At 38.1% G+C, this 24,808-nt stretch carries 23 protein-coding genes and 1 other annotated feature; of the genes, 1 reads left to right on the top strand and 22 read right to left on the bottom strand.

What is annotated here, in order from left to right; translation table 11 throughout:
* Nucleotides 1–111: 111 nt before the first annotated feature.
* The 11 genes from ACQKTA_RS08065 to yfmF all read right to left on the bottom strand — a co-directional run bounded on the left by ACQKTA_RS08065 (nucleotide 112) and on the right by yfmF (nucleotide 14,365).
* The gene (locus tag ACQKTA_RS08065; RefSeq protein WP_427814527.1) at nucleotides 112–1,065 is read right to left on the bottom strand and encodes a metal ABC transporter substrate-binding protein; all 954 of its coding nucleotides are present in this window, start codon (nucleotides 1,063–1,065) and stop codon (nucleotides 112–114) included.
* Nucleotides 1,066–1,292: 227 nt separating this feature from the next.
* Nucleotides 1,293–2,144 carry a 4-(cytidine 5'-diphospho)-2-C-methyl-D-erythritol kinase gene (gene ispE, locus ACQKTA_RS08070; RefSeq protein ID WP_427814528.1) on the bottom strand — a complete coding sequence of 284 codons (852 nt, stop codon included), beginning with the start codon at nucleotides 2,142–2,144 and terminating at the stop codon, nucleotides 1,293–1,295.
* 173 nt (nucleotides 2,145–2,317) lie between these two features.
* Complete coding sequence (mprF, locus tag ACQKTA_RS08075; protein ID WP_427813386.1) at nucleotides 2,318–4,879, bottom strand: bifunctional lysylphosphatidylglycerol flippase/synthetase MprF; 2,562 nt, start codon at nucleotides 4,877–4,879, stop codon at nucleotides 2,318–2,320.
* A 126-nt stretch (nucleotides 4,880–5,005) separates the two neighbouring features.
* Entirely contained in the window at nucleotides 5,006–6,562 is a 1,557-nt protein-coding gene (gene rny / locus ACQKTA_RS08080) for a ribonuclease Y (RefSeq protein WP_332579861.1), read from the bottom strand.
* 253 nt (nucleotides 6,563–6,815) lie between these two features.
* On the bottom strand, nucleotides 6,816–7,859 hold the full coding sequence (recA, locus tag ACQKTA_RS08085) for a recombinase RecA (protein WP_332579862.1): 1,044 nt from the start codon (nucleotides 7,857–7,859) through the stop codon (nucleotides 6,816–6,818).
* Nucleotides 7,860–8,097: 238 nt separating this feature from the next.
* Nucleotides 8,098–9,345, bottom strand: a complete 1,248-nt coding sequence (locus ACQKTA_RS08090) for a competence/damage-inducible protein A (RefSeq protein WP_427813387.1) — start codon at nucleotides 9,343–9,345, stop codon at nucleotides 8,098–8,100.
* A 158-nt stretch (nucleotides 9,346–9,503) separates the two neighbouring features.
* Entirely contained in the window at nucleotides 9,504–10,085 is a 582-nt protein-coding gene (pgsA, locus tag ACQKTA_RS08095; protein ID WP_427813388.1) for a CDP-diacylglycerol--glycerol-3-phosphate 3-phosphatidyltransferase, read from the bottom strand.
* A gap of 37 nt (nucleotides 10,086–10,122) precedes the next feature.
* The gene (locus ACQKTA_RS08100; protein WP_427813389.1) at nucleotides 10,123–11,031 is read right to left on the bottom strand and encodes a RodZ domain-containing protein; all 909 of its coding nucleotides are present in this window, start codon (nucleotides 11,029–11,031) and stop codon (nucleotides 10,123–10,125) included.
* A 59-nt stretch (nucleotides 11,032–11,090) separates the two neighbouring features.
* Complete coding sequence (ymfI, locus tag ACQKTA_RS08105; RefSeq protein ID WP_427813390.1) at nucleotides 11,091–11,816, bottom strand: elongation factor P 5-aminopentanone reductase; 726 nt, start codon at nucleotides 11,814–11,816, stop codon at nucleotides 11,091–11,093.
* Nucleotide 11,817: 1 nt separating this feature from the next.
* The gene (gene yfmH, locus ACQKTA_RS08110) at nucleotides 11,818–13,110 is read right to left on the bottom strand and encodes an EF-P 5-aminopentanol modification-associated protein YfmH (RefSeq protein WP_332579867.1); all 1,293 of its coding nucleotides are present in this window, start codon (nucleotides 13,108–13,110) and stop codon (nucleotides 11,818–11,820) included.
* Nucleotides 13,103–14,365: an EF-P 5-aminopentanol modification-associated protein YfmF gene (gene yfmF, locus ACQKTA_RS08115; RefSeq protein WP_427813391.1), complete on the bottom strand. Its 1,263-nt coding sequence runs from the start codon at nucleotides 14,363–14,365 to the stop codon at nucleotides 13,103–13,105. The genes yfmH and yfmF overlap by 8 nt, the downstream gene beginning before the upstream one ends.
* A gap of 201 nt (nucleotides 14,366–14,566) precedes the next feature.
* Between yfmF and mscL the strand changes: the two genes are divergently transcribed.
* A complete protein-coding gene (mscL, locus tag ACQKTA_RS08120) occupies nucleotides 14,567–15,010 on the top strand; it encodes a large conductance mechanosensitive channel protein MscL (RefSeq protein ID WP_427813392.1) in 444 nt (147 codons plus the stop codon).
* Between the two features lie 28 nt (nucleotides 15,011–15,038).
* Here the strand turns inward: mscL and ACQKTA_RS08125 are convergent, their stop codons facing one another.
* The 11 genes from ACQKTA_RS08125 to ACQKTA_RS08175 form a co-directional block, all read right to left on the bottom strand.
* The gene (locus ACQKTA_RS08125) at nucleotides 15,039–15,284 is read right to left on the bottom strand and encodes a Veg family protein (protein WP_332579870.1); all 246 of its coding nucleotides are present in this window, start codon (nucleotides 15,282–15,284) and stop codon (nucleotides 15,039–15,041) included.
* A gap of 106 nt (nucleotides 15,285–15,390) precedes the next feature.
* Nucleotides 15,391–15,948 carry a sigma-70 family RNA polymerase sigma factor gene (locus ACQKTA_RS08130; RefSeq protein ID WP_427813393.1) on the bottom strand — a complete coding sequence of 186 codons (558 nt, stop codon included), beginning with the start codon at nucleotides 15,946–15,948 and terminating at the stop codon, nucleotides 15,391–15,393.
* A 68-nt stretch (nucleotides 15,949–16,016) separates the two neighbouring features.
* Nucleotides 16,017–16,544, bottom strand: a complete 528-nt coding sequence (locus ACQKTA_RS08135) for an NYN domain-containing protein (protein ID WP_332579872.1) — start codon at nucleotides 16,542–16,544, stop codon at nucleotides 16,017–16,019.
* Nucleotides 16,544–17,380, bottom strand: a complete 837-nt coding sequence (gene rlmB / locus ACQKTA_RS08140) for a 23S rRNA (guanosine(2251)-2'-O)-methyltransferase RlmB (protein WP_427813394.1) — start codon at nucleotides 17,378–17,380, stop codon at nucleotides 16,544–16,546. Before rlmB ends, ACQKTA_RS08135 begins: the two co-directional genes overlap by 1 nt.
* Nucleotides 17,370–17,768, bottom strand: a complete 399-nt coding sequence (locus ACQKTA_RS08145) for a Mini-ribonuclease 3 (RefSeq protein ID WP_427813395.1) — start codon at nucleotides 17,766–17,768, stop codon at nucleotides 17,370–17,372. Before ACQKTA_RS08145 ends, rlmB begins: the two co-directional genes overlap by 11 nt.
* Nucleotides 17,768–19,177: a cysteine--tRNA ligase gene (cysS, locus tag ACQKTA_RS08150; protein WP_427813396.1), complete on the bottom strand. Its 1,410-nt coding sequence runs from the start codon at nucleotides 19,175–19,177 to the stop codon at nucleotides 17,768–17,770. Before cysS ends, ACQKTA_RS08145 begins: the two co-directional genes overlap by 1 nt.
* Entirely contained in the window at nucleotides 19,170–19,703 is a 534-nt protein-coding gene (gene epsC, locus ACQKTA_RS08155) for a serine O-acetyltransferase EpsC (RefSeq protein ID WP_427813397.1), read from the bottom strand. Before epsC ends, cysS begins: the two co-directional genes overlap by 8 nt.
* A 174-nt stretch (nucleotides 19,704–19,877) precedes the next feature.
* Nucleotides 19,878–20,078 (bottom strand) — a binding site (T-box leader).
* Complete coding sequence (gltX, locus tag ACQKTA_RS08160; RefSeq protein WP_332579877.1) at nucleotides 20,075–21,532, bottom strand: glutamate--tRNA ligase; 1,458 nt, start codon at nucleotides 21,530–21,532, stop codon at nucleotides 20,075–20,077. Its footprint overlaps the feature before it by 4 nt.
* Before the next feature lie 94 nt (nucleotides 21,533–21,626).
* Nucleotides 21,627–22,781 carry a PIN/TRAM domain-containing protein gene (locus tag ACQKTA_RS08165; protein WP_332579878.1) on the bottom strand — a complete coding sequence of 385 codons (1,155 nt, stop codon included), beginning with the start codon at nucleotides 22,779–22,781 and terminating at the stop codon, nucleotides 21,627–21,629.
* A 70-nt stretch (nucleotides 22,782–22,851) separates the two neighbouring features.
* Entirely contained in the window at nucleotides 22,852–24,222 is a 1,371-nt protein-coding gene (radA, locus tag ACQKTA_RS08170; protein WP_332579879.1) for a DNA repair protein RadA, read from the bottom strand.
* A 26-nt stretch (nucleotides 24,223–24,248) separates the two neighbouring features.
* Nucleotides 24,249–24,755 (bottom strand): dUTP diphosphatase, encoded by a 507-nt coding sequence (locus tag ACQKTA_RS08175; protein ID WP_427813398.1) that lies wholly within the window; start codon nucleotides 24,753–24,755, stop codon nucleotides 24,249–24,251.
* Nucleotides 24,756–24,808 lie beyond the last annotated feature (53 nt).

Raw genomic sequence — 24,808 nt, forward strand, 5'->3', positions numbered from 1 at the left:
ATTCTACTAAAACAAAAAGTTGTACTACTCAAACCACTAATTGATTTTGATGTGGCTCGAGTAGTACTTCTATTTTATATTAAAATTTTGTGTTGTCTAAGTATAATACTTTTATTTTACACTTTCTTTTAATGCATTCAAGTTGTCTTGCATAACAGTAAGATATGTTTCACCATTTTTGATTTGTTTATTGGTTAAACTTTCTAATGGATTTAAGACAGTCAATTTCACGCCTGTTTCTGATGCTAATGTTTCAGCAACTTTTGATGACGCGTTTTCTTCAAAGTAAATTACTTGAACATTATTTTTTTCAACATATTCTTTTAATTCGCTCAAACGGCTTGCTGAAGGTTCTTGGTCTGGTGAAATACCAGCGATTGCTTCTTGTGTTAAGCCGTATTGTTTAGCTAGGTAACCGAACGCCGCATGTTGTGTAACGAATGATTTATTTGATACATCTTTAAAGGCTGTTTGGTAATCTTGATCTAATGCTTTTAATTTCGTGATATAACTTGCCGCATTTTTTTCAAAGGTTGCTTTATCATCTGGATATTTTTTACTTAATTGATCACGAATAGTTTCAACTTCTTTGATAGCTAAAACAGGATCTAACCATACATGAGGGTCCATTGTATTCGCATCTGTTGAAGCTTCGATAGATGATGAATCATCTGATCCGTCTTCTTCTTCAGCAACACCGTTCATCAAAGTAATACCTTTTGAAGCTTCAATCACTTCTGTTTTATCTTTATCGACTGAATCAATATCAGAAGCCCATTTTTCTAAAGCTGAACTATTATATACAAAAACGTCTGCTTTCGAAATTTTAGCTAAATCTTTAGCTGAAAGCTCGAAATCATGGGGTTCTGTTCCTGCCGGGATGATTAAGTCAACATTCCCTTTATTTCCAACTACCTCTTTGGTAAATTCATACATTGGATAAAAAGTTGTTTCTACTTGAATTTTTCCATCATCAGATGACGCTTCTTTTTTACTTTGACCACCACAAGCTGTTAATACTACAGATAATAACACAGCTCCTGCTAGAAGTAGTCCTTTTTTCATTTTCATCTTTCTAAGCACCTTCTCTTCTTTTTTAAGACAAGAATAAATCTAACAAATGTTTTTCTATTCGTCAATACAAATCGTAAAATTTACGATTTAAAACGCTGAAAACTTGTTAAACCGTAAAATAAATGTCTTAGCAGTCATATGAATAGCGGTACCTGTATTCGCTTCAATATCGAAAAATCGTTATTTTATTAACCATAAAAAAAGTAGATCACTATGACCTACTTCAATGTCCGAACCAGATAGACTTCCTCACAAAAACCTTTTAGAGCATTCATCACATGCTTTGCTCGTGAATATTTATGACACAAAGCATAGACAGTCGGACCGCTTCCGCTCATCATCGCGGCATCCGCTCCGTATTTTAGCATTTGGTCTTTTAATTGTTGGATCACCGGATGCTTTCTGATCGTAACAACTTCCATTGAGTTACCTAAATTTTGAGTCATTTTTTGGTAATCTCCTGCTTCGATAGCTGAAACTAATGCTGAAATATCAGGATGGTATAAATCTTCCATCACGATCTGAGCAAAAATTGCACGGGTAGAAACACTCATCCGCGGTTTAACTACTACGACCCAGCATTGCGGCATTGGGGCAATCGGGGTAACTTTTTCACCAAAACCCTCTACTAAAGAAGTCTGACCATACACACAATAGGGAACATCTGAACCGACTTCAGCACCAAGACTCGCAAGTTCTTCCATTGATAAACCCAAATCCCATAAGCGATTAACTGCTCGCAACGCAGCAGCTGAATCCGTAGATCCACCACCTAAGCCGGCCGCTACGGGAATTTCTTTATGAATTTTGACTTGTAAACCTTGTTTTATCCCAAAGCGTTCTTTAACTAATTCCAATGCTTCATAGACATGGTTCTTTTTATCCGTGGGTAAAAAAGCCTTATTTGTTTCAATAATGATTTTATCTTCAGGAATTTCTTCCAAATATAAGCGGTCTGCCAAATCAATGCTGGCCATCACCATTGCCAGCTCATGTAAACCATCCGACCGTTTTCCGAGAATATCGAGGCCTAAATTGATTTTAGCTGGGGCTTTCTCCATAATTTCCATTTTCTCACCCATTCAAATTTTTCACTAGAAGATTCTAACATAGCCATTATCAAAAGTATAGATACTTCATTCTAGCATAGCTCCATTCGTTTCGTTGAATTTTTCGTCTTGAATAACTACAAGTTGAAAAGTGAATTTATATATACAAAAAAGACGAGCACGATGCTCGTCTTTTAAACTTCGATCATTTCATCAGAGATAGTCGCGCCTTTATTTTTCCCTCGTCCAATTAGCAACAATAATTGCATAGCGGAGAATAGAAAGCTACTACTCTTCATATAAGCAAAGTATCTTGGCTTCCATTGATCGACATAGATTGTTTTCTCTTCCGTTACTTGTTGGAAAGCGTAGATAGAATTCCCATATTTATAAATCAAATTCATGATTCGTTCACCTAGAAAAGCAAAAGATGTTTCCCCAACTTTAGCAAAAGGGGCCATTCCTTGGAAAGCTTCTTGATACCCTTGTTTTTTTAACTCATCCATCAAATGCAATTTCAAAAAAGTCGGCAATTCATTAGGAACATTATTTCTAAAGCGTAAAAGATCGAAAGAAGCTTTTTCCTGAGTCATGGGTTGTTCAGTAATAAAGCCAATAATTTTATTCTCAGGATCTCGTGCGATCCCAATGTGACTTGTACGTAGATACTCACGATCAAAACGTCCAACAGAGAAATATTTTTCTTTCTCGCCATTTAGCCATTCATGAGAAATCTCTTCTAATTCATCAAAGATCTCTGTAGGCAATTGTTCAAAATAAGAAAATTGATAGCCTTCGTTGGCCAACCGTTTGAATTCAAAACGATCCGAGAAAACATCATTTGGATGTTTCGTAAAATCGGTCACGCCTGTTTCGCCGATTTTATCAAAGTGAAATCCTAAATCATGTAACAACAATACATAATCTTCGGATATTTTATAAAAAGCTAATTGATAGCCTAGGCGATCTGCTTGTTCCATAAATGCCAACGTCGCTGCTTGCCATTTATCAGGATTACCGATTGGATCACCTAGGATGAAACATTTGTCTGCTCTGATTTGGAAACCAAAAACGATTTGGTCATTCCCATTCTCTTTATAATAGTAGTAATGGTACCCGGGAACTCTTAAATAATGACTTGCTGCCGTCCCACCATATCGCTGAATCAAATAATTGAATCGTTTTTCATCCCAAGCAGCTCCTAGTTGCTCTTCACTTTGAGTCAGGTAGTGATACAAAATTGCTAAACATAGGATCGATAAAATCAAACCAATTAATCCTGAAAACCAAATTTCTTCAGAAGGAAAGGCAAAATATTTACTACTTAATCGCTCAGTGCTCCAAATTTGACCTCGATGATAGCCCGCAACTGCGTAAAAGATAAATAGGAGACCAAACAACGTACCATCAAATAAAATCGCGCCCCATGAATAGACAAGCTTTTGACGATAGAATTCTTTTCGCGACATCCAGACGATCAATAGAATCAATAGATATACCACAATCAAGCGAATCGATGCCGTTCGAGCGACGGTATTGATAATCCCAAAAATCAATAAAAGGATCGTTGGCCAAAAAGCGCGCTGAACTTTTTGTGAAATTCCCCGTGCAAAGCCTAGCAATAAAAAGCCAATCAATAAATTTAGCGTTTGATCTAAAAAATTAAAAGAAAACGGCAGCAATACTTGGAACAAACGACTGATGTTCGATAGATTCGTCAATGTCGATAATAAGATCATCATAATCGCTGCAAAATAGACAGCCGTTACTAATAATCCATGAGCAAATTTTTGCGAAATCAAGCGTGGTAAATTATCAAAATAGCGATTCATCTTAACACTCGTATTCGTCAAGAAAATCACGATGCCTGTTACAAAAGGAATCAAATAATAAACGATCCGATAAAAAAGGATCCATACTACCGCAGTACTTTGATTAAGTCCGAGATGTCCAAGACCTAAAATCATCATTACATCAAATGTCCCAGCGCCTCCAGGTACCATTGTCAACATTCCTAGACCGGTAGCTATCACAAATAGCGGATAGACATCGCCCATGTTTATCCTAGCACCCATCAAAAAACCGACCGCTAAAAATACCAACATGGCTCCCAACCATTGTCCGATAGAAGCTATAAATAATTCAACGATCTGTTTTAACTGAAATTCTTTAAACAGCGTTCGTCTGCGAGAATAGACAAACCCAAATAATACTGGTGCAAAAAGTCCACCAATTAATAACCAAATCCGATAACGTACAAAAGAATTCTGCGTCCGGAAAAAAAATAAATCCAGTGCTGTAAAAAACGCCATGATCGATAGGCCCGCTAACATAAAAATAGCAATTTTTGAGATCACGGCTAGAACTTTCTTTTTTTCCATTCCTTTGCCGTAAAAACTAGATCGAAGGCTTACTCCTACAATTCCACCGAAACCAGCTAAGTTATTGATCGTATTCGTCGTCCAAGCTGAAACAAACCATTCTTTACGCTCCATTCGTGGGCGGCCCGCTCTTTCTAAAGTAGTAATCGCCACATGATCATATAACAGCATTGGTAATACTCCACAAAGTCCTATCACAAACATCGCGAATAAAGAAAGCTGATTTTGTTGTTTGATCGTTTGCCAAACTGTTTGCCAGCTCATTCCGTGGGCAATATTTTTTACTTGATTTGCAACAAAAAATAAAACGATCCCAAAGAATATGATTTTAAGCAATGTTCCATGGCGTTTAAACCAACTAATAATAGTCGTCATTCTTTTTCTCCACTCTTCCTTATACTTAAGGTCTATTTTAAATGAAATCGTACTTTGACGCTATTCTTTTCCATCTTTATAAGAGTTTTAGAAAATAAAAAAAAACCTCATAAAGAGGTTTTTCTTTTATTTTGCATAATCAGTTGCTCGTGTCTCACGAATAACGACGACTTTGATATGTCCTGGATAATCCAGCTCATCTTCAATCTTACGACGAATATCGCGAACTAATCGAACAGAATCCAAATCGGAAATTTCTTCTGGTTTGACCATGACACGTACTTCACGTCCTGCTTGAACAGCAAAACTTGACTCTACGCCATCAAAACTATTTGAAATATTTTCTAAGTTTTGTAGACGACGAACATAGTTTTCTAATGATTCACTTCGAGCACCAGGTCTAGCAGCTGAAACGGCATCGGCAGCAGCAACTAAAACCGAAATAACTGAAGTTGCTTCAGTATCTCCATGATGAGAAGCAATTGCATTGATAACAACTGGATTTTCACGATACTTCGCTGCAAGTTCCGCACCGATCTCAACGTGAGAACCTTCGATTTCATGATCCAGTGCTTTACCAATATCATGCAATAACCCTGCACGTTGCGCTAATTGAACATCTTCGCCTAGCTCAGCAGCTAGGACACCTGTTAATTTAGCAACTTCTACGGAATGGTTCAATACATTTTGACCGTAACTTGTGCGGAAATGTAAACGACCTAAGATCTTGATCAAATCTGGATGTAGCGTATGCGCCCCAACTTCAAAAGCAGCTTGCTCGCCATATTCGCGAATCCGTTCATCCATTTCTTTACGAGATTTTTCGACCATCTCTTCAATTCGAGCCGGATGGATCCGACCATCTTGAATCAGTTTTTCCAATGTCATGCGGGCGATTTCTCGTCTAATTGGATCAAAACCAGATAAAACGACTGCTTCTGGTGTATCATCAATAATCAAATCAATCCCTGTCAATGTTTCTAACGTTCGAATATTTCGACCTTCACGACCAATGATACGACCTTTCATCTCATCATTAGGCAATGTAACGACTGACACAGTCGTCTCAGAAACAGCATCAGCCCCACAACGTTGAATCGCCATCGCTAAAAGATTTTTCGCTTTACGATCAGCTTCTTCCTTCGCACGTTGTTCAGATTCTTTGACCATAACAGTTAACTCATGGTTCAATTCCTCTTCTGTCGTCTTCATGATTATTTCTTTTGCTTCATCTTTAGTCAATGAAGCAACTTGTTCCAATTTTGTTTTTTGTTCTGTAATCAGTTGTTCTACATCTTTTTCTCGCTCGTCAATTAATTGTTGTCTAGCACTGATTTTTGTTTCTTTTTCTTCCAGTGAGTGCTCACGCTTCTCGAGAGAATCGTCTTTACGATCTAAAGTCTGTTCTCTTTGAAGCAAGCGATTTTCTTGTGATTTTAATTCTTGTTTGCTTTCTTTCAACTCACTTTCAACTTGTGCGCGATACTGCTGGTTTTCTTCTTTGGCTTCTAACAAAGCTTCTTTCTTCAAGGTCTCTGCTTCTTTGTTCGCATGTGCGATGATCCCTCTAGCTGAGTTTTGTGCTCCATCAATTTCTTTTTCATGACGTGATTTCGCGACCATTAAACCTAAACCAAGACCGACAATTAAACCGATGATAGCGAGGAGAATAGGAACTAACATTAAATCCACCTCCGTACTATCTTATTTACTTATCTGTAGTTTTTTGATAAACGAATGCTAAATTATCAATATGCCTACTTGCATATGTGTGTCTGCCACACAACTTTATTCTAATGTTTGTCTGATAGCGTGTCAACTTTATTTATCTTTTGTCAGGCTAAGAAATAAAGCGCTTAGCATTGTTGTAAAATATGACGAAAAAAGACGGTAATAACTGAGTGAATCCACTCGATTATTACCGTCTTTTTGTTTTTTATTCTTCAATCGGCAATTCTTCTTGACCTACTTCTTCTACTTCTGGAAGTTCATCACCGATACCGTAAGCTGCACGTACACGAGTGGCAACTTCAGCCATCATTTCAGGATGATCTGCTAAGTATTTCTTCGCATTTTCACGACCTTGTCCGATACGATCTTCTTTATAACCATACCAAGCACCACTTTTATCGATGATGTCTTGTTCAACAGCCATATCTAATAATTCGCCTTCTTGCGAGATACCCAGGCCATACATGATATCTACTTCTGCGACCTTGAATGGTGGCGCAACTTTATTTTTTACTACTTTGATTTTTGTACGGTTCCCTACGATATCCGTACCATTTTTCAATTGCTCTGCACGACGAACTTCTAAACGAACCGTCGCATAAAATTTCAATGCACGTCCACCAGGAGTTACTTCTGGATTACCGAACATAACACCGACCTTTTCCCGAATTTGGTTGATAAAGACTGCAATCGTCTTAGTCTTATTGATTGAACCAGATAGTTTACGCAATGCTTGTGACATCAAGCGAGCTTGCAACCCAACATGAGCATCACCCATCTCCCCATCGATTTCAGCACGTGGTACTAATGCCGCTACGGAGTCGATAACGATGATATCTACCGCACCACTAGAAACAAGCGCATCAGCGATTTCCAGCCCTTGTTCACCTGTATCTGGTTGTGACAATAGCAATTCATCAATATTAACACCTAAACGCTGTGCGTATTGAGGATCCAGCGCATGCTCAGCATCGATAAAGGCCGCTGTTCCGCCATGTTTTTGAACCTCTGCAATAGCGTGTAATGCCACCGTAGTTTTACCAGAACTTTCTGGCCCATAAACTTCGATGATCCGACCGCGGGGATATCCGCCTACACCTAATGCAACATCCAATGCTAACGAACCACTTGGGATCGTAGAAATTTGCTGGTCGACCTTTTCTCCTAATTTCATGATCGAACCTTTTCCGTAATTCTTTTCAATCTTCTTCATTGCAGCATCCAATGCTGCTTTACGATCATTAGCCAATAGCTGATCCTCCTAATTCTTATTGATGTATTCATCACAGTCTCAAGATGACAAAAAATAATTTTCAATATATTTCCCATAGTTTATCTATCAAGACGTCCGTATTACAGGCGTCCAAATTCATGATAAACATCTCTATACTAAATATGTTTTCACATCATTAATGCTTTTTCAATAATCTCAGTTTATCGGGTTAGAAGTAAAAAAGCAAGTAAAAAACGAACAAACATTCGCATTTTTAGATTTTGTTTAGAATTGCTCGCCGAACCATGTCTAAGCCTTTCATCACTGAACTATGACGGATATACGCACGGTCACGGCTGAAATGATTTTCGGTAACGATAGTTGCTTTTCCTTTTTGAGCCAGCGCAATAAATACCGTACCTTTAGCTTTCCCTTCTAATTCATCTGGACCAGCAACACCGGTGAAAGAGAGTGCAAAATCTGTTTTAGCCAAATCCAAAGCAGCTTCCGCCATTGCTTTGGCACAAACTTCACTAACCACCCCTTCATGTTCTAGTAGTTCAGGGTCGATTCCTAAGAAATTTGCTTTAGTTTCTTTAGAATAAGTCACAAAACCTCCTGGAAACACTTCTGATACTCCTGAGATGTTTCCTAAAGTAGCTTGGAATTCACCGGCTGTCAGACTTTCTGCCGCTGTTAGATTGAGCTGATTTTCTTTTAGTAAATCTACTACGACTTCCGCCAAACTATTTTCTTCACCATAACCATAGAAAAAATCTCCGACTGTAGCTAAAATCTCTGACTCTGCTTGGTCTAATAATGCTTTTGCAGAAGTTTCGTCTGTTGTTTTCGCAGTGATTCGCAACGTTACTTCATTTGGTTTGGCATAAGGAGCAATTGTTGGATTCGTCTGATTCTCAATCAGGTCAGCTAAATCAGTTACTAATTTTGATTCTCCAATACCAAAGAAGCGTAGAACTCTTGAAGTTAGCTTTTCAGTTGTTGGAAATTCTTTTTCTAATAACGGACGTGCTTGTTCAATAAACATAGGTTTTAATTCACTCGGTGGCCCTGGCAACAAAATATAATTATTTTTTTCTCCCTTATACAAGCAACCAATTGCTAAACCAGTACGGTTAGGTAATGGAATCCCATCTTTCAATGTTTCTATTTGACGTAAATTATTGGGTGTCATCGTTGTTTGACGTTGCGCAAAAAATTCATTTAACGCTATTAATCCAGCTTCATTTTGTACTAATGGTACACCGACATGATCAGCTAAAACATTTTTAGTCAAATCATCATCTGTCGGTCCTAAACCACCGCATAAAATAATCAATTCACTACGTTGGTCTGCTAACTGAAGTAATTCTTCTAAACGCGCTGGATTATCTCCAACCACTGTATGGAAATAGACTTCGATTCCCATATCAGCTAATTTTTCTGATAAAAATGTGGCATTAGTATTTACCACTTGTCCTAATAATAATTCTGTGCCGACTGCAATAATTTCTGCTTTCATTGAATTCTCTTCTTTCTAAAGGTACGCTATTTTTTCAACTATAACAGAAAACCGTTGATTTAAGGAATGATTGACTGTCATATTTGTAAGTAATCGCTAAAATTTATTGTCTTAAAAATAAAAAAAGAACGATACTTTTCGTATCGTTCCAACTACTATTACATCGATCCTCTAAAAATCGAAGTATTTTTAGCAAAGTAATCATACCCTGAGTAAATAGTAAAGAATAAGCAAACATACAACATGATTTGATCCATCGGAATACCAATATAATTGAATGGTACATTATTCAAATAAAGCAAGACGATCCCGGCCATTTGAGTAGCAGTTTTGATTTTCCCAGGCATTGCAGCAGCCATTACACCGCCACCTTGTTCTACGATCAATAAACGTAAACCAGTCACAGCTAGTTCACGACAAACGATGATCGCAATGACCCAAGAAGGTGCTTTTCCTTGTTCAACTAAAACAATAAATGCGGTCATAACCAACATTTTATCTGCTAATGGATCCGCAAATTTCCCGAAATTGGTTACTAAACCGCGGGCACGAGCGATTTTTCCATCTAAGTGGTCGGTATAGCTGGCAATCGCAAAAATAATCGCTCCAACTAGCTGTGTTATAGCTAAATTAGTATTTCCAGCTTGGATCGTTCCCCAATCCCAAGGTACTAAAACAACGATCATAAATAATGGAATCATAAAGATCCGTAAGACCGTCAATTTGTTTGGTAAGTTCATTGATGGTTCCCCCTATTTCTATTCCCTCGTCTTAAAGTTAAGACGCGTAAGCAATATTCAATGTAACATTTTTTTGTGTTGCAGAATCCGCTGGTTGAAAGTCTAGTGTTTGATCATTGACCTTCACTTCCCCATACTTTGCAATTCCTAAAGTGATGACCGCTTGAGCTGTATCTGCTGGTAATTCAGTGGTTTGTGATTCGTTTGCTTGTAACGTATATTGATAAATCAATGCATTATTGACTTGAACTCCGACCCACACACGCTCTTTTCCGGTAAATGTCAGTTTCAACGGTTTTTCCGCATGTTCGATTTTCATTGTTGCGGCACTTGTTGCATTATTTTCCATCGCAATCGACATTTTAGGCTTTTCTGGTTCTTTAGATGTTTCCGTCGTTGCTGCTGGTTGTGAAGATGACACTTTTACAACTGAAGAAGATGAGACCGCCGAACGTTCTACTTGGACTGAACTATTCTCTGAAATCATTGCTGAAGACTGATGATCTAACCATGTCATATAACCAACTACCGAAATGATCGCTAGAGCGACCAATCCTAAGACAACCATTGGCAGCGTTGCTCTGAATTGAATTTTTTTAGGATCTTCTGCATGTTTATTTTTGCGTAGTTCCCCAACAGTTTCTAGTTCGGGGTAAGTTGGCTTCGGTTGATCTTTGCCATCCAATACATCGATCAAATGATTTCCATCAAGATTTACCTCGTCTGCGTATTGGCGAATAAACGTCCGCAAATAATAATCGCTCGGTAATTCTTGAAAGTCATTTTCTTCAATTGCCAGCAGATACCGCTTTTGAATTTTTGTACGCTGCTGCAATTCATCTAAACTGATTGTTTTATCGATACGAGCTTTACGCAACGTTTCTCCAATATTAATACTCGCCACTTGCTTCTCTACTCCCATTTCATTTAATGATCGTAATATCATTACGTCTATTTCTATTGTTTATTCAAACTATCAATTATTTTCCAATCAAAAATACCAGATTATTCTAACCAACCGCCTGCTACAGGCAAGATGATTCCGGTCGTATAACTGGCTTCCGCTGAAAATAAATACGAACAGGCTGAAGCAATCTCTTCCGGAGCAGCTAAACGTCCCATTGGTATCTCGGCTTTCAATTCAGCTATTTCTTGATCAGACCATGTATCGTTCATCTTAGTTTGGACAGCCCCCGGTGCAATTACATTTACTGTAATCCCCAATGTTGCCACTTCTTTTGCATAAGCCTTAGCAAAAGCTTCCTGACCACCCTTGACCGCACTATAGATAGTCTCCATACTGCTGCCACGGTGTCCATAAACAGAACCGACAAAGACAACTCGACCCTTTTTACTTTGTGCTAATTTTGATTGTAACCCTTGCAATAAAAGCAACGGCGTCTTCAGATGGATCTGCCATAATGCATCCATCTGTTTGGTTGTTGTATCTGGTAATAACTCATAGAATGTAAAACCAGAGGCAAAAACAATTCCATCTACTTGGAACAACTGGTCCAAAAAGTTTGGAATGGTTGCTTCTTTTAACATGTTTAAGGATACCATAAAAAAATCTTGCTGGGGATAACGTTCCTGTAAGTCTGAAACGAAATTTAATACTTTTTGTTTTTGCTGATTATAATGGCAATACAATGACCATCCTTGATCTGCTAATTTTTCACAAATAGCCTGACCGATGTCCCCACTAGCTCCCATCACTAATGCATAAGGCATTTTATGCCTCCTTCTCCATATAAAAACGTGTGAAGGCTTCTGCTTTGATCAACTGTTTGCCCGCAGCTAAAATATCATCCAATTGGATTTCCTGGATCACTTCTGGCATATCGAATAACGTCCATTCACCAAATAATGACTGCGTAAATTGATTGGCAACGTATTCCAATGAATTCAATGATTGGAAATACTTACCTAACATTTTTTTCTTTAACAAGACTAGATTTTGTTCATTGATTTCCGGATCTGTCTCAAAATTAAGTAAGATTTCAACTAAGCGATCTGCCAGTTTTTTAGGTTCCTCGGTGTCACCGCCAAAATCAGCAAAGTAAAATCCACGATCTAACGAAAAATCATAGCCAAAGCTATCATCCAATAATCCTGCATTATACAAACGCAGATAATTTTGTGACGTTGCACCTAACAACATTTGGAATAATAGGTCGATTGAAAGCTTAAATACCAACCGATCTTTGTCTGCTTCAGGCAGTGCAGACACCCCTTTGATTCCTACGATAGCTTTTGGAATCGTGATTGGCATTTTAGCATCACTTTGTTTGATGATATCTGAAGTCAGCTCTTGTGGGAATCGACGTTTGATAGGTTCAGGTTTTACAAAATCTTTTTCTGCTTGATTTTTACGAATAAAGGTCATCAATTCTTCAGGTTCAAGTTTCCCCACTACGAACAATGTCATATTGCTTGGATGATAAAATGTATTGTAACAAGTATATAGATCTTCCGCTGTAATTTCTGCGATTGATTCCACTGTTCCTGCGATGTCGATATGTAATGGATGGTTCGGATACATATTCTTCAAAATCGCAAAAAATTGTTGCCAGCTAGGATCATCTTGGTACATTTGAATTTCTTGTCCGATAATTCCTTGTTCTTTTTGGACAGACTCCTGCGTAAAATAAGGTACTTGAACAAAATCTAGTAATGTTTCCAAATTCAATTCTAATTGATCAGTCGTTGAAAATAAGTAACTCGTTTTAGTAAAACTAGTAAATGCGTTGGCTGAAGCACCTTGCTCGCCAAATTTTTGGAAAACATCTCCATCTTCTTTTTCAAACATTTTATGTTCCAAGAAATGAGCAATCCCATCAGGGACTTTGATGAATTCACTCCCACCTCTCGGTACAAACTCATTATCGATTGAACCATAATTTGTACTAAATAAGCCATAAGTTTTATGATAACCATCTTTAGGTAATAAATAGACAGTCAATCCGTTTGGCAAGACTTCTGTATATAATGTTTCATTGATTTGTTGATAGACTAACTTATCCATTTTGTTGACCTCCATCTAAAAAGAAGATTGCTTGTAATTGAATATTTTGTGCGACTTTTTGAACTTCTTCTGGAGTCACTGCAGCTAAGCGTGCTAACCACTCATCATCTGTCAATTCGCTTTGTGGCAACCATTGCACTAGATAGGTGGTCTCGATTGTATTTTGCATACTGTCTAACCCTAATAGATAATGATTTTTCAGCATAGCTTTTGTTTGTTGGAAAGCTAATTCCGTAAAATCTCCAGCTTGTAATTCTTGTAATTGTTCACGGATCAAACGCAGAACTTTTTCTCGATCTCCACTGTTAATCCCCGTTTGAACTTGCATATATCCTCGGAAAGTATCAAAAGAACTTGAAGCATAATAAGCCAAACTAGCTTTTTCTCTTACATTCATGAACAGTTTTGAATGCGGGAAGCCCCCGAATAATCCGTTAAAGACCAGTAAAGCAAAGCGATCCGCATCCTCATAATAGATATCTGTTGCATATGCTAGGTTCAATTTCCCTTGTGTAACAGTTTCTTGGATTTGTTGTTCCCGAATTACATTATCGCTTGTTTGATGGTAATAAATAGATGGGAAACTAGTCTCACGATCAGTGAACGGCAGCTGCTTAAACAACGCAATAATTTGGTCTTCTTCTATATCGCCGATAACAAATAAATCGATTTGGTCTTGTGTCAACATTTCTTGATAATACGCTGCTAAACTTTGGCTCGTTATTTGTTCAAGATCTGTTATAGTCCCAAAGCTTGGAAGTTGCTGCGCTTCATCCGTAAAATATGTTTCTTTGATTTTTAATGAGGCCAAAGTTTGTTTATCTTCATTCAGCGACTCAATATAGCTTTTCAAATTTTCTTTTTCTAGTTGGAAAGTCTGCTCGTCAAAATGATCCGCTTGAATATTCGGATTAAAGATAACTTCTTGAAAGAACTCCACTGCTGCTGGCAATAGTGAGTCATCATCCACATATTTTCCATTCACAATCCCTAATCCTACATTCAGCCAGTGTAAGTTCCCCTTACGCCCTACATTAAAACCAAAACTAGCACCATAAAGTTCTGCTAATTTCCCACTCAATTGACTTTGATCAGGATAGCTGGAAGAATTTGTTTCTAATAGATTTGCTAGTAATGCTCGTTTAGTCATAACTTCTTTCGTTAAACGGGTCGTAAATCGTCCATAGATTTGAATCGTTTTATATTTTTGGGTCGGAATGATATGCAAACGCACACCGGTCTTTAATTCGATCATTGCAAAGCTCCTTATATGTATGTATTTATCTTTTTTATGATCCTTATTCAAAAAGGATTTTTATCTTGCCATTAAGGCTAATTATAGCACAGGTAAGTAGTAAGAACTGGATTCAGAACTAAGCTCTAGGCTGTTTTATTTTAAAATTTATTCTTCTTTGGTTATACTAAAAAATAAGAACGGAAAGAGAGGAGTGACAAGATGATAAAAGAATTCAAAGAGTTCTTGATGCGCGGTAATGTCATTGATCTTGCCGTTGGTGTAGTTATTGGTACTGCGTTTACTGCTATTGTTACAAATGTCGTTAATGGTTTGATCACACCGCTTGTCGGATTGATCGTTTCTTTATTTACAAATGGCAAAGACCTGAATGAGGCGATGTCTGTTTTAGACTGGACACCAGTCAAGGGAGTAACTTTTGCTTTTGGTGATGTAATCAGTGCATTGATCACATTCATCATTACAGGTTTCGTTTTATTCTTGATTGTTAAAGCCGCGAATAAAGCGAAAGATGCAACTAGTAAAACTGAAGAAGAACCAGAAGTCCCTGTGGCAACTGCTGAAGATTATTTAGCGGATATTCGCGATTTATTAGTTGAACAAAATAAAGCAACTAAAGAAACATTCTCAAATGAAGAAAAATAAAAACCATGGAGCAGCTGCTCCATGGTTTTTAAATTGCTTCTGATAAAAATTCGATCTCTACTGTACGCGTTAATACATCAGAATAGCTGTATGAAACACGTTCGAAAGAATTCTCTTCTTGGTCCAAATCAACGACAAATACAGAAGGGTATGTCTCGGTCAAGATCCCTTTGCGTTGTGTTTGGCGCTTGCGCCCCGTTTGAGCTACAAGCATGATCGGAGTACCAATACGATCTTCCAAGTTTTTCTTAATAGTCGCTAAAGTTGTTGGCATACAGTTCACCTCAACATACATTATAGCACAAATATAAAATAATTTCAATGTATCATAAGATAAAACGAATTGCAACTATCGAATAATTTTCTTAGAGAATCCGTTTTCATTTATTTTTCGATTGGTACAATAGTCGTTTCAACTTATTCTTCGAACGATTAATCGCATTACGAATGGCCTTTTCTGATTCATCTAAACAATCTGCGATATCTTCTGGTTCCCTGCCTTGCAAATAATAATGCAACGACAATGTCTCTAGAGCAGATAAGCCTAAACTATCATTGGATAGTAATTCGCAGATATACATGTTTTCTTCGATTTGTTCATGATATTGAAATTGCTCACTAAAACTATCGTGACCTACTTTTTCAATAGATACAGCTTGGTGCTGAGCTAGTCTCTTTTTCGCTTGTTGGCGGCGTAGCAAAGAACGGACGCGATTTTCAAAAACCATTTTGTAATACAAGCCAAATGTTGTGCCTCGACCTTCTTGATAGCTTTTCAGAGCATCATACAAGGCAATCCGTCCTTCTTGCAGCCAATCATCAAAATCATAATCACGGATCAAATAACGAGATTGCATCTTATAAACTACCGGCAAATACTTACTGAATATCGCTTCAAACTCATCATCAAAATTTTTTGAGTTCTCTGGTTTTTCCATTCAAAACACCCCTCTCAACAACTACAGCATACACGCTAATAGCTTTGAGAGGGGCGACAAAAAAGGACTTATTTTTTTTTGCTTAATTCGTCCATTTTTTGGGACAATTTTTGCAATTGATCATTATCCCATGGCGAATTTCGTCGGAAATTTTCAAATCGCGTATCTTCTGTATCCCCTGTAATCACGGCTTCCGTTTGTTGAACAGATTTGTATAATTCACGAGCAGAAGTTCGTAACGCGCCTTGAGAAAAAATCGTCCATTGTTCAGCGAGATCACTTGTAGCCACTGTTACTTGAGTCAAACGATCCGTCAACTCGCGAGCGATCCGCTCAATATAGCTGTCAGCTGTCTCATCTTCTTTGGTAAAAACAACTGTCAACTGATATTTTTTATAACTTTGAGTAATACCGGGAACAAATTGAGCATCAAAAACAATGATTGTTTCTAACCCTTGATATTTAGCATAATTTGATAAACGAAATAACAAAGCTTCCCTTGCTTCTTCTAACCGGTCTTGATTTTTTAGTAACGTGAGTTCAGGCCAAGCCCCGATCATATTGTATCCATCAACGATCAACAGCTGTTTTTTCATTACAACTCACTTCGCTTCCGAAAGACCTCATACATTAATAAACCTGCAGCTACTCCTGCATTTAGACTTTGAACATGCCCAGTCATCGGAATTGTCAACATTTCATCGACATCCTTTTTAAGACCAGCACTCATGCCTTTGCCTTCATTTCCGATAATTAAAGCGATTGGTCCAGAAACCTTCCATTGACGATAATCTGTCCCTTCCATATCTGTTCCAAATACCCAGTAACCAGCTTCTTTTAATTGTTTGATACTTTGAGCTAAGTTAGTTACTCGAGCAATCGGCACATACTCTACAGCACCAGTTGAGGCTTTCGTTACTACCGGTGTAATTCCTACCGAGCGATGTTTTGGGATAATCACACCAGAAACACCACTAGCATCTGCTGTTCGTAAAATAGAACCAAAGTTATGTGGATCTTCTAAACTATCTAAAATCAATAAAAATGGCGCTTCAACTTCAGCGGTCTTTACTAATAGATCGTCTAATGTTAGATATTCATAGGGCGTAATTCCTAGAACGATTCCTTGATGAACTCCACCATCACTTAGTGTATCCAATTTTTGTTTTGGTACCCATTTTACAGGAACTGCTTGTTCTTTAGCTAAACTTTTTAATTGATCAATTTTGTCCCCGTGTGCATCTTCTTGTAAAAATAATTTATTTCCTCGACCTGTTTGTAAAGCTTCCACCGTTGCATGATGACCAAAGACAAAATTATTTTCTTCTGATTCAATTACTTCTACTTCTTCTTTTTTACGACGCTCTTTCGGTCGATCGTTTTTTCTTTGGTTGCGACGATCATTTCCACGCCCTTTTTTTTTATCTTTCATTTGTTTCGCCTGCTTTCTTTAAACACCACACGATCAATTCTTCTAATCGTTCTTTTCGTTCTAATAGATGTAAGTATCCCATCAAAGCCTCAAAGCCTGTCGACATCCGATACGTCATGATATCGGTATTTTTAGCTGAAGTATAACTCTTAGCATTACGGCCACGGCGATAGATTCCTTGTTCTTCTTCTGTCAGCATATCATCTTCCAGCATTTTTTGGATCAGCATTGCTTGCGCCTTGGCTGAAACATAATGCGTGGCCATATGATGTAACTTATTAGGACGCGTTTGTCCTTCGCGTACGAGATGGTCTCGGACATATGTTTCATAGATTGCATCGCCAACATAGGCCAATGCTAATGCATTTAATTGTTTATAATCTGTCATTATGCTCGTCTCCAACGGACACCTTGTGGAGTGTCTTCTAATATAATTCCCTGCTCTTTCAATTGATCTCGAATCTCATCGCTACGAACAAAATTTTTATCTTTTCTCGCTTGATTCCGTTCCTCGATCAATTGATCAACTTCTTCGTCCAACAAACCAGCTGCTTGAAATTCAATCCCGAATACAGTTAGCATTTTAGTAAATTCTGCGACTGCTTCGGTTAGAACATTTGTAGAAACTTGTGTTTGTTCATTATAATGATTCAACCATTTTGCTACTTCATACACGACGGTAATTCCATTAGCTGCATTAAAATCATCATCCATCTCTTCAATAAAACGATCTTTCAACTCACGCAATTCGATCAATTTTTCCGTATCATTCGCTAAACTTTCTTCCGCGTTTGATTGACGGAAAAGGGCATTTTCAAATGCAGTCCGTAATTTCTGAAGATTTGCTTGTGCATCTTTCATTGTTGCTTCACTATAACGGATCGGACGGCGATACTGGGTCGTTGCCATAAAGAAACGTAAAATTTGTGGATCGATTTCTTTAACTAAATCGTGGACTGTAACAAAATTCCCTAGTGATTTACTCATTTTGACATCATCTTCACCGATCGTTACATAGCCATTATGCATCCAATAATTAGCAAAATGTTTCCCTGTTTTGGCTTCGCTTTGAGCAATTTCATTTTCATGATGCGGGAACTCCAAATCTTGACCGCCACCATGGATATCAATGGTCTCTCCTAAATGTTTCGTTGCCATCACAGAACATTCAATATGCCATCCTGGTCGACCAGCACCCCATGGAGATTCCCATGAAATTTCTTCCGGTTTTGCACTTTTCCAAAGGGCAAAATCTAACGGATCTTCTTTGATTACTTGTTCTGCACCTGTTCGTTGACTAGCACCGACCTCTAGCTCATCAACTGATTGATCGCTTAATTCACCATAATGCTCAAATTTCCGTGTACGATAATAGACATCGCCTTGTGCTTCATAAGCAAATCCTTTATCTACCAATACTTGAATAAATTCAATAATATCAGAAATATGATCCATAACACGTGGATGTAAAGTTGCTGGTTTTACATTTAACGCAGTAGTATCTTCTTCAAACGCCGCAATAAAACGATCGGCTACTTCAGGTGCTGTAACGGATAATTCTTTTGCCGCTTTAATGATTTTGTCATCGACATCGGTAAAATTCGATACATAATTAACCTCATAACCACGATATTCAAAGTACCGGCGAATCACATCAAATGCGATAGAACTACGAGCGTTCCCAATATGGATATAATTGTAAACAGTTGGACCGCAAACATACATCCGAACTTTATTTTCTTCAATTGGAGTAAAAATTTCTTTTTCACGCGTTAAGGTATTGTGTATTTTAATCATGTTGAACCTTCTTTCCTTTTAATTTGACTATTTGCGCTGGAACGCCTACAGCTGTAGTATCTGCTGGAATATCATTCAAAACGACTGCACCTGCGCCAATTTTGGCTCGTGCGCCGATTTCGATCGGACCTAAAATTTGCACATTTGCTGAGATAAAAGCACCTTTCCGAACAGTTGGATGGCGTTTGCCAGTATCTTTTCCTGTACCACCTAGGGTGACCCCATGAAACATTACAACATCTCGTTCGATCTCTGCTGTCTCCCCGATCACGACACCCATGCCATGATCAATAAAGACTCCCGGAGCAATCTTGGCTCCAGGATGAATCTCGATACCTGTCAAAAACCGCCAAAATTGGGAATGCATCCGTGCAAGTACATATCGTTCTTGTCGATAAAGAAAGTGTGAAATCCGATGAAAAAACAGCGCATGAACTCCCGGATAGGTCAATACTACTTCGATACCTGAACGAACTGCTGGATCATTACGCTTTGCAGCGGTGATTGCTTCTCGCCACCATCCCATTCTCTCAACTCCTTCTATGTGGTCAATACAATTTTATTGGTACTATATTGTATGATTGATTTCCTGAAACATTTCTATGTAAGCATAACTGACAGCCATTCTATTTCAAAATAATCCAAACTTTAGCTTTTTGATTACCTTTTTATCAACAAAAAAAGCGTCATTTGAGTTTCCTCAAAAGACGCTTAAACGTGGTCCCACTTTTGTTTGCATTTCTGCCTTTTACATACAGGTAACGTCTGTGAATCGTCTTCAGCTACCTATCGCTAAAGCCACTCCGAGATGCATTTCGCAAGTTTTGATTTGACTGCTTCCACCAATGACAGCCTCTCTGTAAAATCTTTCCTTGTTACTTCTTCTCTTCTTTGTGTTTATTTTACTTGATTGATATGTGATAAAGCTTTTTCTTTCCCTAACAATTCAACTGTTTCTGGTAATTCAGGACCGTGAGTCACACCGCTAACCGCTACACGAATCGGCATCCATAAATTTTTACCCTTAACACCAGTTTCTTTTTGAACTGCTTTGATTGCTGCTAAAACACTTGCTGCATCCACTGTTTCCATCGCTTCTAATTGTGCTTGGAAAGCTGCTAAGACAGTTGGTACTGTTTCACCTGCTAAAACTTCTTTGGCTGCATCATCAAGTTCTAACTTATCTTGGAAGAACAAACTAGAAACTTCAGTGATTTCAGCTGCATAACTCATTTGTGGTTGGTACAAGCTAACAACACGTTTCAACCATTCTTTACGTTCAGGTGTTGGATTTTCTTCGACTTTACCAGCCTTGATCAAATAAGGCAAGCATAATTCAGTCAATTTATCTAAATCCATTGCTTTGATATAGTGGTTATTCACCCATTCTAATTTCTTTTGGTCAAATGCTGCAGGAGATTTGCTCAAACGGTCTGTATCAAACATTTTAATCAATTCTTCTTGAGAGAAGATTTCATCTTCTCCAACTGGAGACCAACCTAATAATGTAATGAAGTTGAACATCGCTTCTGGTAAATAACCCAATTCACGGTATTGTTCAATAAATTGTAGAATACTTTCATCACGTTTACTTAGTTTTTTACCTGTTTCACTATTGATGATCAGTGTCATATGACCGAATGTTGGACGTTGCCAACCAAACGCATCATAAATCATCAATTGTTTTGGTGTATTGGCGATGTGATCATCTCCGCGTAATACATGCGTGATTTTCATCAAGTGATCATCAACGGCTACAGCAAAGTTATATGTTGGCATACCGTCACGTTTTTGAATAATAAAATCGCCACCGATGTTATCAGACTCAAAGCTGATTTCACCTTTGACCATATCATCAAACGCAAAACTTGTGTTGCGAGGAACACGGAAACGAATCACAGGTTCTAAACCTTGTGCTTCTTTTTCAGCTTGTTGTTCTGGTGTCAAGTTCGCACATTTACCAGAATAGTGCGGCATTTCTCCACGCGCACGTTGAGCTTCACGTTCAGCTTCTAACTCTTCAGAAGTACAATAACATTTATATGCTAAGTTGCTAGCAAGTAATTGATCGATCAATGGTTGATAGATTTCACGACGTTCTGATTGACGGTAAGGACCGTATTCGCCAGGATTTTCTGGAGACTCATCCCAATCAAGACCTAACCATGCCAAATTCTCTAACTGACTCTTTTCACCATCTTCAATGTTTCTTTTTAAATCCGTATCCTCGATTCGAATAATAAATTCTCCACCGTGATGACGGGCAAATAGATAGTTAAACAATGCAGTACGGGCATTCCCGATGTGTAAGTGTCCAGTTGGACTTGGTGCGTAACGCACACGAATTTTTGACATATTTAGCTCCTCTTTCAACTTTTTTAGTTCAAGAACCCAAGTTCTTTACAGACTAAAGTTTACAATCAAACCGCTATTTAGTAAAGCTGTAGTATCATTTAGTTGATTTTGTTTGATCATAATCTAATTTTTTCTCTGGTGAATCGTCTTTGATATTCCGACTTGAGTGTGCCGGTTTCGCAAAAATCATTCGTCCTGCAGCAGTTTGCAAGGCGCTCGTCACGACAACTTCGATATGTTCATTCATATAGTGTTGGCCATCTTCTACAACGACCATCGTACCATCATCTAGATAAGCGACCCCTTGTTGACGCTCAGTTCCGGCTTTTACTAATAAGACATTCATCGTTTCTCCAGGAATAACAACTGGTTTCACTGCATTAGCTAAGGCATTGATATTCAGTACAGCTACATTTTGAAACTCAGATACTTTATTTAAGTTATAATCGTTAGTCACGATCACACCATCTAATAATTTTGCTAATTTAATTAATTTGCTGTCGACTTCACTGATATCTTCAAAATCACCATCGTACATTTCAACTGAGATACCTTCTTCTTTTTGCAATGAATTTAAAATATCTAATCCTCGGCGCCCACGTACGCGTTTTAAACTATCACCAGAATCTGCAATGTATTGTAACTCATACAATACAAAATTTGGAATCATCAAAACGCCTTCTAAGAATCCTGATTTTGCAATATCATAGATTCGACCGTCGATAATAACGCTCGTGTCTAAAATTTTATATTTATGAAAATGATCATCGGCTTTGCGTTCTAATACTTCGCCTTCATTCGTCTCCGCCTTCTTATTACGACCACCAAAGAATTTTTTTAATTCATCGATTCGAGTCGTTCCCATCCGAAAACCTAAATAGCCTAGCAGTGCCATGATCAATATTGGCAATCCGCTGTTGATGAATGGAACTGGTACACGATACAGTGGAGAAGTTCCGATCAGACCTAATGTTAATCCTAAAATTGCCCCTACTACACCAAAGACAATATACGTCAGACTAAATTCATTCAATTGTTTTTCAAGTTTTTTTACTCCAGCTGTAATTGGTCCCACGATCGCCAAAGAAATAATATAAAAAATAATTGCACCAATTAGGCCATCGGTAACTGAATTATTCAACCACATGTTGTCTGCATAACCAATTGCAAACCACGCCATTGGTAAAAAGGTGATTCCTAAACTAATACCAATTAATACTATGATTATTGTTAACACACGTTTTTGCATGCCATCCCTCCTCAAATTGAGCTTAATTTAAAATAAAGGGGTGCCAGAACTACTCTGACACATCCACTTATTAACGAAATACTTTTCTTAATGTCTCTCCTAAAGTAGCGACCGGCACCAATTCGATTTCTTTTGGTGGGGTCCAATCGCCCATATTATTTTTAGGCAAGTACACTTTTTTAAATCCTAACTTACTCGCTTCTTTCACACGCTGTTCAATACTGCTGACTCGCCGAATTTCTCCAGTCAAACCAATTTCACCGATAAAGCACTCGGTGGCTTCTGTGCCATTTTCTTTGTAACTGGAAGCAATCGCAACAGCTACTGCCAAGTCGATTGCCGGTTCATTTAGTTTCACACCGCCTGCTGCTTTCAAATAGGCATCTTGGTTTTGTAAAAGTAGTCCCGCCCGTTTTTCTAAAACAGCCATGATCAATGACACCCGGTTAAAATCTAAACCTGTCGTTGTACGTTTAGCATTACCGAAAGCCGTTGGTGTCACTAAAGCTTGAACTTCCACCAAGATAGGCCGACTTCCTTCCATCGCCACCACAATGGCAGATCCCGTCGCTCCCTCTAAACGTTCTTCTAAAAAGACTTGCGAGGGATTAGCGACTTCGACTAAGCCACCTTCACGCATTTCAAAAATACCCAATTCGTTGGTTGATCCGAAACGATTTTTTACTGCTCGTAGAATACGGAAACTATGATGTTTTTCACCTTCAAAATATAAAACGGTATCTACCATATGTTCCAGCATTCTTGGGCCAGCGATGTTTCCTTCTTTGGTAACATGCCCTACGATAAAAATCGCAATACCATTGGTTTTTGCCAATTTTAGTAATTCAGCAGTCGTTTCTCTTACTTGACTGACCGAGCCAGCTACACTTGAGATATCTGGCTGCGTCATTGTTTGAATCGAATCGATAATAACGTAATCAGGTTTTAAATTTTCAATCGTTCGGCTGATTTCACCCATATCCGTCTCCGCATATAAATAAAAATCATTGTCACTAGAACCCAGGCGTTCTGCCCTCAACTTGATTTGTTGGGCGCTTTCTTCTCCTGACACATACAATACTTCTCCGCCAGTCGCTGCCAATTGGTGAGAAACCTGTAATAGCAATGTTGATTTCCCTATTCCGGGGTCCCCACCGATCAATACTAATGAACCTGGAACAACACCGCCGCCTAAAACACGATTCAATTCAGTCAATTGTGTTTGGACTCGTGTTTCTTTTTTAAAGACGACATCTTTCAGCTTTGTTGGTTGCGCCCGCTCACCTGTTAAACTAACACGATTGCGCCGATCTTCAGTATTTTGTTCGACCTCTTCCACCATCGTATTCCAATTGCCACAATTAGGACAGCGGCCTAAATATTTAGGTGAAACGTAGCCGCATTCTTGACAGATAAATTGCGATTTGGTTTTTTTTGCCAAAGTTTTCGCCTCACTCGTTGATTTAATTATTGTTTTCCAGATGAACCAAATCCGCCAGTACGTTCAGTATCTGCTTGATCATTATCAGCTTTTAAGAATGGCAAGAAAATTCCTTGACCAATTCGTTCGCCCTTTTTGATTGTTACATCTGTTAAACCAAAATTTGAAAATTGGAACATGATGTGGCCTTCATTATCCGGGTTATTGTAATAATCACTGTCGATCACACCAATCCCATTACTTAACGTAATGAATCGTTTCAAAGGATTGCTTGAACGATTGGCTAACTGTAGGTACTCATCTGTACCCATATACGCTTTGATTCCTGTTGGAACTAAAACTGGTTTCAATATTTTCCCAGTTGTTTCCGTACCATTTGTAAAGTGTTGGATCACTTGTTTCCAAACAGCTGGGATAACAATATCTGCTGCTGCTTCAAAATCATATCCGGCTGCGTTTTTAGTTGCTCGTTTAGGTAAATTAATTTCCTGTTCTTTATATGCTGCAACTACTTCAAAGCCTCTTTTTTTCATAACAAACTCCTTCTTAACCTTCAGGTATCATTTGTAAAACATATAGTTATTTT

It is taken from the genome of Enterococcus sp. 22-H-5-01, from assembly GCF_050310005.1.
GTDB lineage: Bacteria > Bacillota > Bacilli > Lactobacillales > Enterococcaceae > Enterococcus_A > Enterococcus_A hailinensis.